This window comes from Nitrospinota bacterium (assembly GCA_009873635.1).
In the GTDB taxonomy this organism is placed as follows: Bacteria; Nitrospinota; Nitrospinia; order Nitrospinales; family VA-1; genus LS-NOB.
In genome coordinates this window covers 85,229-100,776 of sequence record WAHY01000002.1, presented here as the reverse complement: position 1 = coordinate 100,776, position 15,548 = coordinate 85,229, and the positions used below count along the sequence as shown (strand labels likewise).

The 15,548-nt window shown below is 40.8% G+C and carries 10 protein-coding genes; 1 reads left to right on the top strand and 9 read right to left on the bottom strand.

Features of this window, described 5'->3' with window-relative positions; genetic code table 11:
* Positions 1–374 precede the first annotated feature (374 nt).
* Complete coding sequence (locus tag F3741_02105; protein ID MZG29589.1) at positions 375–3,296, top strand: GAF domain-containing protein; 2,922 nt, start codon at positions 375–377, stop codon at positions 3,294–3,296.
* A 19-nt stretch (positions 3,297–3,315) separates the two neighbouring features.
* Here F3741_02105 and F3741_02100 read toward each other — a convergent pair whose 3' ends face one another.
* The 9 genes from F3741_02100 to F3741_02060 all read right to left on the bottom strand — a co-directional run bounded on the left by F3741_02100 (position 3,316) and on the right by F3741_02060 (position 15,547).
* Positions 3,316–4,647, bottom strand: coding sequence for a methylenetetrahydrofolate--tRNA-(uracil(54)-C(5))-methyltransferase (FADH(2)-oxidizing) TrmFO (locus tag F3741_02100; GenBank protein ID MZG29588.1), 1,332 nt, complete (start codon positions 4,645–4,647; stop codon positions 3,316–3,318).
* Positions 4,648–4,649: 2 nt separating this feature from the next.
* Positions 4,650–6,914 (bottom strand): type I DNA topoisomerase, encoded by a 2,265-nt coding sequence (topA, locus tag F3741_02095; GenBank protein ID MZG29587.1) that lies wholly within the window; start codon positions 6,912–6,914, stop codon positions 4,650–4,652.
* 15 nt (positions 6,915–6,929) lie between these two features.
* The gene (gene dprA, locus F3741_02090; GenBank protein ID MZG29586.1) at positions 6,930–8,039 is read right to left on the bottom strand and encodes a DNA-protecting protein DprA; all 1,110 of its coding nucleotides are present in this window, start codon (positions 8,037–8,039) and stop codon (positions 6,930–6,932) included.
* Positions 8,021–8,863, bottom strand: coding sequence for a TolC family protein (locus F3741_02085; GenBank protein MZG29585.1), 843 nt, complete (start codon positions 8,861–8,863; stop codon positions 8,021–8,023). The genes dprA and F3741_02085 overlap by 19 nt, the downstream gene beginning before the upstream one ends.
* 417 nt (positions 8,864–9,280) lie before the next feature.
* Positions 9,281–10,210 carry a site-2 protease family protein gene (locus F3741_02080; GenBank protein MZG29584.1) on the bottom strand — a complete coding sequence of 310 codons (930 nt, stop codon included), beginning with the start codon at positions 10,208–10,210 and terminating at the stop codon, positions 9,281–9,283.
* Positions 10,211–10,220: 10 nt separating this feature from the next.
* A complete protein-coding gene (locus tag F3741_02075) occupies positions 10,221–11,519 on the bottom strand; it encodes a glutamate-5-semialdehyde dehydrogenase (GenBank protein ID MZG29583.1) in 1,299 nt (432 codons plus the stop codon).
* Positions 11,520–11,584: 65 nt separating this feature from the next.
* A complete protein-coding gene (locus F3741_02070; protein MZG29582.1) occupies positions 11,585–12,598 on the bottom strand; it encodes a hypothetical protein in 1,014 nt (337 codons plus the stop codon).
* Entirely contained in the window at positions 12,558–14,693 is a 2,136-nt protein-coding gene (locus F3741_02065; GenBank protein MZG29581.1) for a hypothetical protein, read from the bottom strand. The genes F3741_02070 and F3741_02065 overlap by 41 nt, the downstream gene beginning before the upstream one ends.
* Before the next feature lie 65 nt (positions 14,694–14,758).
* Positions 14,759–15,547 carry a hypothetical protein gene (locus F3741_02060; GenBank protein MZG29580.1) on the bottom strand — a complete coding sequence of 263 codons (789 nt, stop codon included), beginning with the start codon at positions 15,545–15,547 and terminating at the stop codon, positions 14,759–14,761.
* Between the last annotated feature and the right edge of the window lies 1 nt (position 15,548).

Sequence of the window (15,548 nt, the reverse complement as noted above, 5' to 3'; positions counted from 1 at the left end):
CATGGACGCAATGAGATTGCTAAGGCATCGACTCACATTAATGGCATTGAAGAGTTTTGGGGGGCAGGCCAGTTCTCCAAAGCTCGTCTGTCCAGGTTTCGCAGTATGATTAAGTCTACTTTTATTTGCACCTTAAAGAATATGAGTTTAGGTTCAATTATCTTGATCAGGATATCTATCAACTCCTGATTAAAATAACCAAAAATCAACTGCTGTTCTAGTCATGAACCAAAATTTAATAATATATGATCATGCCAGAGATTAACCTATCTTGAGTTTGATTTCACTTAAGAGTAGAATACTTTATGATTAGTGTTTAATAAAAAGTTAAATAAAATGTTTCTTAAAAGGCTTTTTTCCACTCCAAGTATGTGATGAATTCAAACGACCCCGAACTTTATCATAATTTGCCGGAAGACCATGCAATAGATAGCCATGAGACTATCAACAATCTTAACCGACGTTCGACTGACAAGCTCATCAATAATAATTTAAAGCGAGGAAGGAGATTTAGCGACCAGACTCGGCATATTATAGATAAAATTTTATCCAGCAATAATATTACACAAAGCATATTCTCCATCACCAATGATCTCAAAAATATTTTTGAATGTGAAAGAGTTTCCCTTTTTGCTGTAGATAGAAAAAAAAGGCAGGTTTATACAAAAAACTTTACAACTAGGCAAATAGATGAAATCCGATTGGATATATCCGCAAAAAATCTAGCAGGTTTTGTGGCCGCAACAGGGAAAACTCTAAACATAGAAAACGCCTATGATGAAAAAGAGTTAAATGAATATTACCCAGATCTAAAACTAGACAAGTCTTGGGATGAATCCATACCATTTAATACCAAGTCAGTACTAGCATTTCCCCTTCCTTACAACAATAGGTTAATTGGTGTTCTTCAATGTATAAATTGCAAGTCTGGAAAAAAATTCAGCCTCAACCATATCCGAAATGCAAATGAATTAGCAACCACACTTGGACATGCAATGGTCCAACTGGAAATAGAAAGTATAGAATCAAGAATAAAAAGCACAGAATATTTAATTCATTCCGCATTCTCGATAGATGAAATTCTTCTTGAGATCCACCAACCAATTCTCCATTTATTTGATGCTCAATTAGTTACAATTTATGCCATTGATGAAGTCCGCAATGAGTTATATTCGATAGCAAAGTTTGAAGGGGAAATTAATAAGACAAGAGTACCTATATCGACACAAAGCATTTCAGGGTATGTCGCTCAAACTAAAAAGTCAGCAAATATAATTGATGTATACAACTCAGATGAACTCAGAATTTTTCATCCGGACCTAAAGTTTGATAGTTCGTGGGATAAAAAGACTAAAATACAAAGCAAGTCAATGCTTGTATTCCCTTTGCTTAAAGAAAATTTAATAATGGGTGTTTTGCAGTTGGTCAATAAAAATGGTGCGGAACAGTTCACAGAATACGACGAACGAAATGCTAAAATTATTTCTAACGCTCTTGCATTGGCTATATTCAATCAACAAAAAATTATCCGAAAAAAACGCACAAAATTTGGTTTATTAGTAGAAAAAGGGATCATCTCCCAAGATGAAATGAACCAAGCTATAAAAGAGGCACGAAAAAAACAAATTGATTTAGAAGCTATTTTATTAAATGAATTAAAAATAAAACGTTTAGAGCTTGGCAAATCAATTGAGCTTTATTACAGCTCGCCATATCTTGGATTCAATGATTCCATTATTATCCCTCAATCAAATTTTAACGGATTCAATAAAAGTTATCTTATAAAAAACAATTTAGTCCCCTTAGAAAACAATGATACAAGAATCGTGGTTTTGACAGATAACCCATTTGATAAAAATCGAATTCAAAATATTCAAATGATCTTCCCTAAAAAGGAAATTGAAGTTAAAGTTGGGTTAAAAATTGACATTAAGGAATTCCTCGCATCTGCAATGATCCTAGAGAAAGTAAAGGATCATACTAATAATGATAATTACTCTGAAGAAGTCTCTTCACTTTTAGATGCTTTAGAAGATGAAATTGCAGAAACAAGCAGCATAATTAAACAGGAGCAAGATGAGACAGAAGTTATTAGCGAATCAGACAGCACCATTGTCCGCCTAATTAATAAAATATTAATTGATGCTTACGACCAAGGAATTTCTGATATTCATTTTGAACCTGGTATAGAAAAGAATCCAATCAAGGTAAGATTTCGAAAAGATGGATTGTGTGGTATTTACCAAGAGATACCTTACTTATACAAACAGGCAATAATATCCCGAATAAAAATAATGTCGCAATTAGATATCGCAGAAAGACGATTACCTCAAGATGGAAAAATAAAAATGAAGTACGGAGAAAAGGATATCGAATATCGTGTCGCAACCTGTCCAACAGTTGGTGGCAATGAAGATGCCGTTTTACGTATTCTTGCCGCAAACAAACCCATCCCATTGGATAAAATGAATTTTTCTCGGAGAAATCTTGAGCTCGTTAAGGATAAAAGCAACAAGCCTTATGGATTGATATTAGTAGTGGGTCCAACTGGATCAGGTAAAACAACAACGCTGCATTCCTGCCTAGGTCACATCAATACTCCGGCGCTGAAAATCTGGACTGCGGAGGACCCGGTAGAAATAACTCAGGATGGGCTAAGACAAGTACAAATGCTAAACAAAATAGGTCTCAATTTTGCTCGTGCCATGAAATCCTTTTTACGTGGTGATCCAGATGTAATAATGGTTGGTGAAATGCGTGATTCTGAAACGTGTGCCATTGGACTAGAAGCATCTCTTACAGGGCACTTGGTCTTCAGCACCCTCCATACCAACTCAGCCCCTGAAACTATTACTCGTTTGCTGGATATGGGAATGAATCCCTTAAACTTTGCAGATGCACTGCTCCTGGTCGTTGCGCAAAGACTCGTTCGCACCCTCTGCAAAAAATGTAAGGAGGACTACCACCCGACTAGAGAGGAGTTCGATTCTCTTGTTAAAGAATATGGAGATGGATTTGAAAAACTTAATATTGAGTATTCTGATGACTTAATTCTGAAAAAACCTGTAGGTTGTTCAAGCTGTGGCGACACGGGATATGCGGGTCGAACAGGATTACATGAATGTCTAGAAGGAACGAACGAGATAAAAAGAATGATTATGAAAAAAGCATTCGTTGAAGAGCTAAGAGAACAGGCCCTTTCGGAAGGGATGACTACGCTTAAACAAGATGGTATTTATAAAATTTTCAAAGGCGATTGTGACTTAAAGCAGGTAATGGCTGTTTGTATTGTCTAATAAAATTCAGCTTAAGCTCTTATGAGTGAGCAGGGATAAAATTCTTTAATCCATTCTTCCATTCATTAATCTTCGCAATAGCATTCATAGCAATTTTTTGGTTTCTTATTTTCTTATCGCGAATCTTCATATCTTCAGACCAGAACAAACCAAAGTTTATATTCATAGGTTGGAACCCTTTACTTTTAGAATTGACCAAATAATTGATCAACGCGCCCAATGCCGTGTCGACAGGAGGTGGCGAATAAGGCCTGCCAGTTATTTTTGCTACGGCACTTACAGCTGCCAGGAGCCCCATCGCTGATGACTCAACATAGCCTTCCACTCCGGTTATCTGCCCGGCAAAATAACAACCAGGCTTACTTTTTAATTCCAGTTCGCCAGTCAAAAGACTGGGAGAGTTTATATAAGTATTGCGATGAATAGCACCTAAACGGAAAAACTCGGCGTTTTCCAATCCCGGTATCATAGAAAAAACTCTTTTCTGCTCAGGGTAAGTCAGTTTGGTTTGAAACCCAACGAGATTGTACGCAGTGCTTTCACGGTTTTCCTTTCGTAACTGAACTACCGCAAAAGCTTTTTCTCCCGTCTCAGGATTGGATAACCCAACAGGTTTTAAAGGACCAAAGGCTAAAGTCCGGTCTCCCCTTTCAGCCAGCACCTCTATCGGCATACACCCTTCAAAGTAAACAGGTTTTTCAAATGATGCAAATTGAACTTTCTCCGCATTTTTCAACTCCCTCACAAACGAATGATACTGTTCCTCATTCATGGGACAATTCAGGTAATCCGCATCGCCCTTATCGTACCTTGAAGCAAAAAATACTTTCTCATAATTTATCGAATCAGCATTAACTATTGGTGACAATGCATCGTAAAAATACAAATATTTTTGGCCAATCAATTCAGAGATTTGTTCTGACAGCTTCGGAGAGGTTAATGGACCGGTAGCAATGATTACTGGACCCGCGTCGGGAATATCAACAATTTCCTGACGCTTGATAGTAATATTGGGGTGGTCAAGTAGTTTTCTGGTGATTTCCTGAGAGAACAAATTACGATCAACCGCTAACGCTGAACCCGCGGGGACAGTATTATTATCACCAGACTTGATGACAATAGAATTTAAACTTCGAAGTTCTTCTTTAAGAATAAATGGAGCGGAATAAGGCTGGTTACTTCCCAGCGAGTTACTACAAACTAATTCGGCACAATTATCAGTTTTATGGACGGGATTATTTACTATCGGCCGCATTTCATACAAAACAACCTGGACACCAAGTTCCGCTGCCTGCCAGGCCGCCTCAGATCCGGCAAGTCCCGCACCAATAACTGTTAAAAAATCATTCACAATCAAGCCGCAGCATCAGTTTTCTTAAAACCACAACTGGGGCAGAGAATAGAAGGGTCTTCGTTCTTTTTCCATTTTTCAACCATGTATGGATTCTTGCATTCCGGGCAAGCCTCCCCTATCGGCTTGTCCCACGAAGTAAATTTGCAGTCAGGGTATTTTGTGCAACCATAAAAGGTTCTTCCCTTCTTAGACCTGCGAGCTGCAATTTCACCCTTGCAATTCTCCTCAGGACACTTAATACCGAGTCCAATTGCTTTGGTAAACTTGCACTCCGGGTAATTGGAACATGCTATAAACTTCCCGAACCTCCCACGTTTCACAATTAAAGGCGAGTCACACTTTTCACAATTCCCTTCTACTTCATCAGTCTTAGACCCATTATCGGCACCGCCTTTATCTCCAAGATCCCGGGTATTTTTACAATCTGGATAACCCGAACAAGCCATAAACTTACCAAAACGCCCCCATTTAATAATCATGGGTTGATTACATTTTTCACAGACTTCATCGGTTTCCTCAACCTGAGCTTTGAAGTCTTTCATCTTTTCTTCAGCTTTTTCCAGGTCAACTTTGAAGGGAGCATAAAAAGTTTTAAGAGCCTCCACCCACTCCAGCTTACCCCCTTCAATATCGTCTAACTGGTTCTCCATATTTGCAGTAAATTCTGTGGTCATGATATCCGGAAAATATTCAACCAGAAGATCATTGATCATAAACCCAAGTTCAACAGGTTGCAGACGTCGTTCAATGTTTTGAATATAATCTCTGTCCTTTATCACACTAATGGTCGCCGCATATGTACTTGGCCGGCCAACCCCTTTTTCTTCCAGCTCTTTAACAAGCATCGCCTCAGAAAAACGGGGCGGAGGTTGTGTAAAGTGTTGTTCAGGAAGTATTTCATTGGTCTTTAAAATCTCTCCTTTATTGAGAGCAGGAAGAAGGCGATCATCTACCTTCCCTTGTGGCTTGGACTCCTCGCTTTTCTCATCATCCTGGCTTTCAACATATACTTTCATAAAACCAGCGAATTTAAGTACCGAACCATTACTGCGAAACAAATACTTCCCTGTCTTAATATCAAATTGGGTTGTATCCAGGATTGCCGGCACCATCTGGCATGATACAAAGCGAGACCAAATTAGCTGGTAAAGCCGGTACATATCCTTTTCAAGGTTATCCTTTATAAGGTTAGGCTCCAGACGAACATCAGTGGGACGAATCGCTTCATGAGCCTCTTGGGCAGACTTTTTACTTTTATATGAGTTGGGCTTTTCCGGGAGGAACTCCTTGCCATATTTTTCAGGAATATATTCTCTAACATCATTGAGTGCCTGGTCAGACAATCTTACCGAATCCGTACGCATATAGGTGATTAGACCAACGGTCCCTTTCTTACCGATTGAAATTCCTTCGTACAGTCTCTGGGCAAGCATCATCGTTTTTTTAGGTGAAAAGCTTAACTTGCGAGATGCTTCTTGCTGGAGTGTGCTGGTGATGAAAGGGGCGCTTGGATTTCTTTTTCTTTCCTTTTTTACAATATCATCAAGAACGAGTTCAGATCCCTCAAGGTCCTTGAGGATCACATCTACTTCAGCCCTGTTTGAAATCTCTACTTTATCGTCACCAATCTTAAATAATTTGGCTTGAAATTTCGGCTTTTGACTTCCTTCCAAATCTAATGTTATAGACCAATACTCTTTAGGTTTAAAAGCTTGAATTTCACGCTCTCTTTCGCAAACTATCCTTAAAGCTACTGATTGAACACGACCAGCACTTAGCCCCCGATGAACTTTTTTCCATAAAATTGGACTTATCTTATAACCGACAAGGCGATCTAGAATTCTACGGGCCTGTTGAGCATTCACAAGGTTATTGTTAAGCTCGGTAGGGTTTTTAAGAGAATCTAAAACTGCCTTTTTAGTAATTTCATTAAATGTGACCCGGAAAATTTTTCCTTTTGTAAATCTTGCCACTTCGTTACCAATATGGTGAGCTATCGCTTCTCCCTCACGATCCGGGTCCGGTGCAAGGTAAATCATGTCACACTTTTTAGCAGCAGTTTTAAGCTCCTGGAGGATTTTCCCTTTACCCCTGATCGTGATGTACTCAGGAGCAAAACCATTATCGACATCCACACCAAGCTTTTTTTTGGGAAGATCTTTAAGATGCCCAACCGAGGCTTTAATAATAAAATCTTTGCCAACGATTTTTTTTAAAGTATTGACCTTGGTGGGGGACTCAACGATCAGTAACGATTTACCCATATTTCCTCACTAATTTTATTCATCGCCGTAATTCGTAATATACATCTTTTCACTTAACTGTCGAACAAGGCCTCTTAATTCCAATTGCAACAGTGTAGCTGAAACTTGAGCAGGAGACAAATCGCTGTTTTCAATTAAATTATCTATATGCCTGCCTTCTAATGATAACAATGAAAATATTTTTTCCTCGTGATCACTATCAAACTTGGGGTCAACACCCTCTTTTTTAACCTTTAGACTTTCTCCAAATGCTGGCAAAAGCTCTTCAAGAATGGATTCAGGGCTATCGACTAATTTTGCACCTGATTTGATCAAATTATTGGTACCTCTACTTTTAGGAGAGGAAATATTTCCAGGAACAGCAAAAACTTCCCTTCCCTGCTCAAGAGCAAAATCCGCAGTGATCAAGGCCCCACTTTTTTCAGCCGCTTCAACGACCACTGTCCCCAGGGCAAGACCGCTCAATATCCTGTTCCTGGCCGGAAAATTATTACGTTCTGGCCTCATCAAAACAGGAAACTCAGATAATATTGTTCCTTGCTCGGCAATTTTCTGTCTTAACTTAATATTCTCTGGTGGATATGTGTGGCCCAACCCACAACCGAAAATAGCAACACTATCCGCTCCAGCTGAAAGCGCCGCCTTATGCGCAAGAGTATCAATCCCCCTGGCCAGGCCGCTGATTATAGTAAATCCAGCAGTTGCCAGTTTCAAGCAAAGTCTTTCCGTAATCAACTTTCCATATTCTGAAGGATTACGTGTTCCCACTACCGCCAAAGGCAAATTAATGGAATTTAGATCCTTGCCCTGGACATACAAAATTGGCGGAGGATCATAAATCGCTTTCAAAAGGGGCGAATATTCCGGGCTTTCCAGTGTTATGATCCGAACACCCTCTTTTTCAGCGAGCCTTAACTCACGCTCAGTTTCAGTGTCTACATCAAAGCGCTTTATTTCAGCAACAACTTTCTCTCCGACACCGTGAATTCGCAGCAATTCATCTCTTGGGGCTAAAAATACCTGGCGTGGTGACCCAAGGCCCCGTACAAAACGATGGAATAATGTCCGACCCACTCCAACAACCATATTTAAGGCCAGCCAGTATTTCAGTGTTTCCCTGTCCATAAGGCTCGATTTAATTCCGCCACAGCAAGATTAAAGTTATAAACCGACTCATAATAACCGTTTAAAACCCGGGTATAAATAATGAGCGCTTCAAATAAATCACCCGAATTTCCAATTCCAAAATCATAATTGGCAACTTCACTCACCAGCAAAGCTCGTGTTATTTTGCGATTTTTTTTAGCTAAATGTAATTTTTCCCTGTTTTCGACAGTTTTTAAAAAACTTGTTTTCAGCTTTAGTTCATAGTTTAAAGAAAGCGGTTCTTTTGGGGTTTCGTTGTTAACCGTGTCAAACCCCTTCAACCAACTTTCAAAATCTTCATGATCGAAAATGACTGGTTCTATTTCTGAGCTGCTCATTTCTGCATCCGTAGAGTAACCATCATTAAACATTCCTGCCAGAGAGATACGTGCCACCTTAATATCACTGTCCAACGAGATAATATCATTCAATGTACCGGCGAGGCCTAATTTAAGCTTTGTAATAGCAGATTGACTGACATCATCTTCACCAGAGTCAAACTTCTCTTCAGCTTTGGTTATAGCCTTTTCAAAATGCTCCCTGACTTCATCTAATATTTCCAATCTCTGCGTTTTGCTTTGTATTTCATAATAATATTTTCGGACCTGATACTCTTTTTCAGCCAAAAAAGTCAGCTCTTTGTCCTTATGTAAAGACTTTATATCAATTAACGCTTTTTGCAACGCAGGTATAGTTCCCTCCCCTCCTGCATGCAAACTTGAGTTAAATAGCGTAAAAAGTAAAAAGATTGTTAAATTCGTAACAAAAAGTTTCATATTTACCCATTGTGCATTTATTTGCATGAAATCTCGGTACATAATTTTGATATTAATGAATTTCTGGAGTGAAATTGAAGGAAAGAAAAAGGGGGCACTGAACTTCTAAAAGAAACCTTGATGGCAACCAAGAATGTTCTTTTATTGAAAATGCCCCACAAAAGGACAGAAGTTCAGAACCCCACAGATGATCCAAATGTAACATAGCACCCCACCCCTGTCAATAATATTATAAATTCCATACGCAATTTTAACAAAATTTTGACAAAAAAATCCTTTTATTTTCAATAATTTAATACATATGCGCCATTTTTTTCGATTCATTTACCATTTCAGGCCTATTTATTAGAGTCATTGAGAAGTATCGGAAAAACAATATTTTAGCCGCATTCTACTGCCTTAAGCTCCCCCACACTAGCGACTAATATTATATATAACAATTGGTTATGGACCCGGCAATGAAAATGGGATTGGAATGAATGTAACCAAAAAAATGGCAATGGATATCACCCCCAATGCCTTGTGTACTCTGCCCAACTCTTCCTTTTCATCCAACAAAGGGGCTGTTTTAAAACCCACCAGAACTATCATCACAGCCCAGAAAAGCCATCCCGTCCAAAAATAGCCCAGTGGAAATAATGCTAGAAAAAAAAGCTTTCCCAACATTTTATGTTGATTTGGTGACAATGCAAAGACAATGTGCCCTCCATCCAATTGTCCAATCGGTATTAAGTTCAATGCGGTCACCAACATACCTATCCAGCCTGCAAATGCAATTGGGTGTAAATGAACATTAAAATCCGGGGATTGCGGATCTACCCCCAATACCATTTCCGCACAGATATTCAAGATTAGAGAACTGCCAAAATTCACTCCTTCAATACCAATTAAAGGAGATACATGAGAAAGGGACAATCCATAAATCAATACAGGGAGTGCCACCAAAAAACCTGCAATAGGTCCTGCACAACCTATTTCCATAAGCACTCTGCGATTAGGAATTACCTCCTTGATCTGAATAAAAGCGCCAAAGGTTCCAGCAATGAAAACAGGAGGAGCAGGAATAAAATAAGGTAGCGTGGAATGCACTCCATTTCTTCTACTGGCCCAGAAATGACCAAACTCGTGTGCGCCTAAAATCAGGACCAGACTGATTGAAAACAACAAACCACCCGACATATAGGTAGTTGCAAGGGTTCCCGACAATAATAAGGAGAACAACCACCAGTTCTCAGTTTTGGCTGTTTCTGAATTGCCGGATACAGGCGAATCAATTGGGGTATCCATTGAGCGGGCTGGAGCATTTTGCTTCACACTGGATGACTCTTCCGCAGAAGGGATTGCCTCGTGGTCGTTAAGATCGTCTTGCTTCACGTTTAGTAAATCACAACTCGTTCGTTAATGGTTTATGTGTAAATTCGCGAGCGTTGGAACCTGAGTAATCACTCGCAACCTGACCATTTCCATAAAGTTTGTACTTATATATAACAAGTCCCTCCAAGCCAACCGGACCTCTGGCGTGAGTTCTATTGGTGCTGATGCCAATTTCTGCCCCGAGCCCATACCTGAATCCATCCGCAAAACGAGTGGACGCATTCCACATAACACTTGATGAACTGACTTCATTCAGGAACTGTTCGGCACACTCCTGGTTTTCTGTAACGATCGTATCAGTATGTCCCGAACCATGCTTGTTGATGAACTTCACAGCTTCTGAGAAATTATCCACAATTTTTATTGATAACTTAAGGTCTGTATACTCTGTATCCCAGTCAGACTCAGACGCTGGCTCAACCTCTGGAACCACTTGACATGTTTTAACACAACCTATTAATTCTACATGCTTTTCTTTAAGTTTTGCGATCAGATCAGGCAATACTTTCTCGGCAATCTTTTTATGTACTAAAAGAGTCTCCATAGCATTACAAGCCGCAGGATATTGTAGCTTTGAGTCAAGACATATTCGCAGGGCTTTATCCAAATCTGCAAACTCATCAATGTACGCGTGGCAAACTCCTTCAGAGTGACCCAGAACCGGTATTTTTGTGTTCTCTTGAATATATCTCACAAAAGAGTTACTCCCTCTAGGTACTATTAGATGAATGTATTTGTCCTCTTTCAACATGTCAGCCACTTCCGAACGCGTTTCAATCATTTGAACTGCATGCCCGGGAACTCCAGGCACTTTCTCTATCGCTTCCACCAGCAGGCTGACAATTAACTTATTAGAGTTTTGAGCCTCGGTACCGCCTTTTAAAATCACAGCGTTTCCAGACTTCAGGCATAATGATGAAATTTGTGGGACTGCATCGGGTCTCGACTCAAAAATAGCTCCAATCACTCCAATGGGACAAGTAACCTGCTTTACCACCAGGTCCTGATCCATTTCCATTGCACTGTTCACCCTGCCAACCGGATCTGGCAAAGCCACCACACTGCGTATTCCTTTTGCCATTGCTCGCACTTTCTCTTCATTCAGGGTCAACCTGGCAATCAATGCGCTTGCGATCCCTTCCTTTTTAGCAAACTCCAAATCTTTTTCGTTCGCTGTCAAAATGGCATCACAATTCTCCTCCAGTGTATCAGCCATCAAACCAAGCGTCTTATTCTTTAAATCTGTAGAAAGATGGGCCAAAACCAACGCAGAGGTATTAGCATTTTTCGCAATTTCTGAAATATTCATATTGAATCAAAAACCCTTCATTTAAGACTGCATTTTTTGATTGAGGGAATTATACACTACTAGCTTTACCCAGGGTCACCAGGATAAATTGGTGTCATAACTTGTTGCAGATTTTTGGAACCCTGAATCACCCGCACTCCTTCCTCTTCAATAAAGTTGCCCCATAGTTCTAAAAATTTCAACTTCCTCAAACCTGTTGAAGATGCAAGAGCCTTCGCCCCGGTCAAAGTAATTTTATTCCACTGCAAATCCAGTTTCTGCAAAGACAAAGAACGACCCACCAAAGCCTTTAAGCCCTGATCACCAATTTGATTCTTTTGTAACACCAGTTCTTTCAAATTTTCAATCCATTCAGCCTTGGCAAGAGCCTCCATCGCTCTCGGACCAAAAGAATTTTCAGATAAATCTAAAATCTCCAGAGATCTCAAATAGGGAGAAAGCGCCAAAAGCTCCACACCCTTGTCACCCAGCTTATTCTTTCTCAACCTGAGCTCTTTTAAATTCTTTAGTGTCGATGAGTTTGCAATTGCGCGAGCACCTTCACTACCAATTTGACTGCCCGTCAAGTCCAACGACTCAAGTTCAGTCAAGGTTGTTGATTCTCCAAGAGCCCTGCCTCCTTCTTTTCCTATCTGATTTCCCCACAGTCCAAGATATTTCAACCGCCTCAAATTTTTGGATGAGGCAATAGATTGAGCCCCATCAGGACCAATAGTACCGTAAAACAGATTTAGACTCTCAAGGTTCTGCAAATACGGAGAAGATGCCAGAGCCTGGGCACCTTCATCCCCTATATTATGTGCACGAAGACCAAGAAAACGCAGGTTTTTCAGCAAATGCGATTTAGCTAATTGTTTAGCTCCCTCATCACCGATGGCCCCGCTATGCCGAAGGTCCAGCCGGGTGCCATTTTCTTTCAGTTCTTTCAGAATCAGTTCATTAACGTTCAACCCCCATGCTGGCGCATCAAAAAGGCAGAACATTGCCAGTAATATTATTAATGGTTTTAAAAAGAAATGTAGCATCGAGGAAAGGCTACTATGGAAAATCCTGCACGGTGATGCGGACTTCGAGACCATCCTGCATCCAACCAAAGTTACCGTGACCGGCTAATGTAGAAATTATGCCCTGAGAATCAATTTTTCGGATACGGTTATTATCCCGATCTGTAAAAATCAAGTTATCATTCTTATCGAAAACCATCCTGTATGGACTTTTTATCTGAGCCTGAATAGCTGGACCCTGGTCACCTGAAAAGCCTTTTGTCCCGACCCCTGCCACCAGGTCAATTGTACCATCAACATTAATCTTTCTTATTCTCGCAGTTTGTTCTTCTGCTATATAAATTGCTCCGTCGCTTCCCAGAACCAATCCGCCGGGCGATCTGATTCCGGCTGAAAGGGCCAAACCGCCATCACCGCTGTCTTTAAACTCTCCAGACCCGCCAATAATCTCAAATTTTCCTTCAGGATTCTTTTTAACAATTCGACTGCTTCCTGAATCAGAGAAGTAAATAGAACCGTTATTATCAACCAGAACACTGTTCGGGTGAAATTCTTCTCCCATAGAAACCATGGTTTCATCCACCACTCTTCGAATGATACCATCCTTGCTTACTTTACGGATCGACCGATTGGAGGAATCAGAAACATAAACATTTCCTTCCTTATCCACAGCGATATCACTGATCGTGTAAAACGATGCATCAACAGCCGGCCCCCCATCGCCCTCACTCCCCTGTTGACCATTTCCGGCAAAATGCGTGATCGTTCCATCCACAGAAATTTTTCGAACAACCCAACCATTCCCAAGCCGGTGCACTACATAAACATTGTCTTTATGATCAATCGCCATAGTCGAAGGCATGAACAAAGATGATAAAAGTGCCGGCCCCCCATTTCCTTCGTTACCCTCTCTCCCATTCCCAGCAAATGTTGTAATGATTCCATCAGGAGACAGCTTGCGGATGCGGTGATGCTGCAAATCGGCGACAAGGATATTATTTCGACTGTCTATACATATACCTGAGGGGGTATTTAGTGTAGCCCCCGTGCCAGGCCCTCCATCTCCTTTAAACAATGGTTTCCCATTACCTGCAATCGTTGAAACCATAGAATCCTTAAGCCCAACAGTGCGGACACGGTGATGAGAGCGATCAACCACAACCAGTTTTTTATCAGGGTGTATAGCCAATGATAAAGGTAGATACAAGTTTGTTTCCGGGGCAATTTCATTATCACCGTTAAAGTCAGTATGGCCCGTCCCCATAAAAGTTGTGATAACACCTTGTCCGTCAATCTTTCGAATACGGTTATTGTTTCGGTCAGAAATGTATACATTGCCCAAGTCATCCGCAGCAACATCAGTGGGGTATGCGAGGCTTGAGTAAGAGGATGGACCGTAATCACCGCCAAAAGAATGCATGCTGTCACCAGCAAGGGTGGTGATGATTCCCTCATCGTCAACTTTGCGGACGCGGTTATTACCCCGATCGGCGATATACAAATTTCCATGCTTGTCCAGGGAAATTCCAAAGGGATGTTTCAGCACCGCATTAGTAGCAAGACCAAAATCACCGCCAAAACCGGGCGCTCCAATGCCGGCTACAGTCGTGATGACTCCATCTTTTCCTATTTTTCGGATGCGATTGTTCGAACGGTCAGAAATATAAAGCTGGTCATTAGGGCCGACTTCCACATCGGATGGAAGGTTTAAATGGGCTTCGATGGCCGGCCCACCGTCACCGCCAAAATCAGGCTTGCCAGTCCCCGCAACAGTGGTAATAATGCCACTATTTGAAATCATCCGGATACGATGGTTATTTCGGTCTGCAACATACAAATTACCCGCCCAGTCTAATGCGAGTCCCGCAGGAAAATTAAGAGAAGCTTCTAATGCGGGACCGCCATCCCCGGAAAACCCGGCAGTGCCATTGCCGGCTATCGTGGTAATAATTCCATCAGGAGTAACTTTACGAATACGGTTTTTGGAACGGTGCGAAAGATAAATATTTCCATCCCGATCAACAACAACTCCATCAACAAGTGTTAATGAAACTGATGTTGCAGGTTTTCCGTCACCCACATCTTTATAAGGAAAAAGATTTTCTGCAGTGGCTGTTGAGGAAACTGCAAGTATCAGCAGCAAAACCCTTAAAATAAGAAAATATTTCATATACGTAGAGAACGGACCAAGAGTCCGTCAAAACACCTTTCTAGTTGCCTGTGGCGGCAACGCCACTAGCGGTAGACAATTTGAACCTTACCCTTGCGATTGACTTGAAAAGCCGCCATCATCGTGGCTTCCCCCAATGAATTCATCGCCAGATCCAGAACTTTCAGGTTGGGAAAATAAGTTGATTCGATTAAGGCAACAGCGCCCTGGTCTGTAATCTGATTTTCCCCCATATACAACAATTGCAGATTTGAGTATTTTTCAGAAACGGCAAACGCTATTGCGCCATCATCACCAATATTATTTCGAAATAAATTCAACGTTTCCAGTTCGGGGAATACATCAGAGGATGCAAGCATTTCTGCCCCAACAGGTGTGATCAGGTTATCATTGAGCATGAGTGTTTTCAGGTGGGAAAAATTTTCAGAAGCCACCATCAATTCGATACCGTCATCACTAATCTCATTTTTCCAAAGTTTTAAGGTCTCAAGATTTATCAAATAAGGCGACTCTGAAATGGCTTTCAGCCCCAGGTCACCAATCAGGTTTCCCCATAAATCCATATGCTTCAATCCGCTCAGGTGAGTAGATTTTGCAAGAGCTTTCATTCCACGAGCTTTAATATTATTACCCTGCAAGTGAAGTGTGGTGATTCCATTGAGAATCTCTAATTCAGCCAATTGTTTTGCGCCTGATGGACCAATGTTCAATCCACTAAGGTCAAGAGTCTTTCCATCATGGCTAATTCGATTTTCAACCAGGGAAGTAATATCAGCAGCCCACCCAAAAGGTGGGCATGAAAAGACAAAAAGCAGTAGAAAAGCTATACGAAGTATTTTATGAAGGACTGGCATG